We start from the raw sequence: 3220 nt of genomic DNA on the forward strand, positions 1-3220 counted from the left end.
GCCCGGCGGTCCGGCCGCCGCCCCGCCGCCCGCCCGCTCCCCGATCACCGACGCCGTACCGCGCCGCACCCTGGTCATCGCGGCGGTCGCCGTCGCCCTGGCCCTGCTGGGCACGCTGATAGGCGTCGCGCTCGCCAAATCCGGCGGCGGGGACGGCGACACCAAGAACGGCGGCAAGACCACCGCGGGCGCCAGCGGTACGCCGGGCAGCACGCAGACCACGAAGCGGAAGGACGGCGACGACCGCAAGCCGTCGGCCTCCGCCCCTTCCGCCACCGGCGGCGCCGACGACTCGGCCGCCACCTCCGCGGGCACCGGCGGCAAGTCCACGACGACCCCGAGCGCGTCCACAGGGCCGGGGACGGCGCCGGCGGGCTTCTCGCTCGTCCAGGCGGCGGGCAAGTCGTCCGTGGCCGTCCCCGCGGGCTGGAAGCAGGTGTCCGCGGGCCAGAACCACTACCACACGGGCACGCTTTTCAGCGGCCCTGACGGCGCGGAACTGCTGGTCGACTCCACCTCGACCCCCGGCCCCAGCGCCCTGGCCAAGTGGCAGCACGACTCCAAGACGGTCGGCGCCGGCATGAACGGATACCAGCAGATCGGCGTCCAGCGGGTCACCTACCGCGGATACGACGCCGCGGACTGGGAGTACAAGCGGACGCTTTCGGGTAGGCAAGTGCACGTCCTGAACCGAGGCATGGTGACGGACGCCCACCACGGCTATGCGCTGTTGTTCACCTTCCCCGCCGACGCATGGGACAGCGATGCGAACCAGCGGATGCGGGCGATCGCCTTCGACACGTTCAAACCGGCCGGGTGAGTGAGTCGCAGCACGTATCGTGAAGGGGATCGAACTGTACGCATCCGGGACCGCCCGGACGTGACCGGTTCGTACCGCAGTCCGACCGGGCCAGGGAGGGGGCGCCGTGGACGAATACGCAGGGCGGGTACTCGCGGACCGCTACCGGCTGCCCACACCGCCGGCGGACGAGTACGAACTCGTCGAGACCCGCGCCTTCGACACCTACAGCGGCCAGGAGGTCCTGGTCCGCCAGGTCCTGCTGCCCGAGGTGGTGGCCGCAGAATTCGGTGACGACGACCCCGACACGCTCGGCGAGAGCGCCCGCCGCGCCCTGGACGCGGCCCGCGCCGCAGCCGCGATACCCGACCACCCCCGACTCGTCCAGGTCTTCGACATCTTCGTCGAGGACGGCAGCCTGTGGATCGCGAGCGAGCTGGTGTCCGGCCGCCCGCTGGCGGCCTTACTCGCCGAACGCCCCATCGACGCCTATCGCGCCGCCGAGGTCGCCTCCGACGTCCTCACCGCGCTGCGCACCCTGCACGCCCACGGCTGGACCCACCGCAACGTCACCACGGGCACGGTGCTGGTCTGCGACGACGGCCGCGCCATGCTCGGCGGCCTCGCGGCCGGAGCCGCGCAAGAAGCCCTCTGCGGCTACGACCCGCTGCCCGAGCACGTCCCGGCGATGAGTGCCGCCGAGGCCTCGGACGGCGCAGCGGCACCCCGTGATCCGGCCGCCTGGCACGGCCCGCGGTCCGCGCTCGAACAGGAGCGGGCCCGGCAGAACCGCATCACCGTCGTCGGCGCCGTCACCGAGCGCTGGGCGCCGGAGCAGGCCCACCCGGTGCACGAGAACTGGCAGCTGTCGCCGCCGGTCGGCCCGCCCGCCGACCTGTGGGCACTCGGGTCGCTGCTCTTCCGCAGCGTCCAGGGCCACCCGCCGTATCCCGAGGAGAATGCCGCCGAGCTGGTCCAGCTGGTGTGCGCGGAGCCGCCCGCCTTCGCCGAGGAGTGCGGACCGCTGCGCCCGGTCGTGGAGTCGCTGCTGCGGCCCGACCCCGAGGAGCGGCCCGAGGCCGAGGAGCTGGGCGGCTGGCTGCGCTCGCTGATCCGCTCCGCGCCGGAACCCGAGGTCGGCACCCACACCGTCCAGCTGCCCACCGATCCGGCGAAGCTGCCGGTCAAGCGGCGCAAGGGCGAGCTGGTCAAGCGCCGGCGCCGCGAGGCCGCCGCCGACCCCGAGGGGCTCCAGCACCGCAGGCACGCCCGCGGCAAGCAGGCCAGGGTCGTCAAGGCCAAGCGGGAGCGGATCAAGCGCAGCGAGGTCATGCAGGAGCACTTCCACGAGGAGCAGGTGGTCTCCTCGCGCGGCCCCGCCCCCGACGGCACCGCCGCCGCCCCGCGCCGGCTCGGCGCCCGGCTGCTGGTGCTGATACTGGCGGTGCTGGTCGCGCTGGTGGTCTTCGTGGTGCTGCTGCTGCCGCACCGCGACAGCTCCACGGACGGGGCCGACGGAAACCGTACGGTGCCGGCCGAGATGCCGGGCTCCGGCGGCGGCAAGAAGAAGGACCCGGAGCCCTCGGCGACCGCGGCGCCGACGCACACCGCCACGAAGGCTCCGCCGAAGGCACCCACGCACGCCGCCACCACCGTGCCCCCGGTCGCGCCGCCCGACCTCGGCGCGGACTTCGCTCTGCACACCGACCCGGCGGGCTTCACCGTCGCCGTCCACACCGGCTGGCTGCGCACCGGCAAGAACGGCAAGGGGCAGGTGCGGTTCACCGGGAGCGACCTGACGATGACCGTCGTGCCGGGCCGTGACAAGGCGACGGGTGACAGTGACGACCCGGTCGCCTATCAGCTCGTGGAGCCCGAACTCGCCGACTTCCGGGCCTCGTCCTGGTCCTCGGCGGCCGGCCTGCAATCCGTCACCATCCAGGGCCACCAGGCCGCCGAGGGCGAGTACACCTGGCGGGACGCGAACCAGCAGTCGATCTACGGGCGCAATCTGGCGATTCAGATCGGCGGGCGGTATCACGTGGTCCTCATCTACGGGCCGGACTCGCAGCGGGCCGCTGTGCAGCGGGCGTTCGACAAGGTCGTCGAGACCTACGCGGCGGACTGACGTCCGCGTCGCGCTTCTTGACCTTGTCCGGGGCGCGGCCGGGCGGGGGCTTGTCGCGCGGTTCCTCGCACCCCTGGGTGATCGTCACTTGCGGTGGCGTCGCTTCTTTCCCGGCGTCGTGGTCGCGCGCGCAGTTCCTCGCGCCCCTGAGGGGGTGCCACTTGCGCGTGGGCGTTCACCTTGCGGTGCGCTGGGGCTCGGCTCTTCTGCCGGAGAGGGCAGACGCCAGGGGTGCGGGGGACTGTGCGGCGAACCCATTACCGGGGGAGGGCTCCGGGGCTTGCCCGGAGGAC

Annotated in this window: 1 protein-coding gene and 1 pseudogene; both read left to right on the forward strand. The window is 73.4% G+C overall.

All coding sequences use genetic code 11. The annotated features are described in order from the left end of the window. Window positions 1-820, forward strand: a pseudogene (locus V7E46_RS33045) (hypothetical protein); the annotation flags it as partial. 106 nt (window positions 821-926) lie between these two features. Further along, on the forward strand, window positions 927-2927 hold the full coding sequence (locus tag V7E46_RS33050; protein WP_333771852.1) for a serine/threonine-protein kinase: 2001 nt from the start codon (window positions 927-929) through the stop codon (window positions 2925-2927). The last annotated feature ends 293 nt before the right edge of the window (window positions 2928-3220 follow it).

Source organism: Streptomyces sp. IBSBF 2435, from assembly GCF_036815005.1.
Classification (GTDB): domain Bacteria; phylum Actinomycetota; class Actinomycetes; order Streptomycetales; family Streptomycetaceae; genus Actinacidiphila.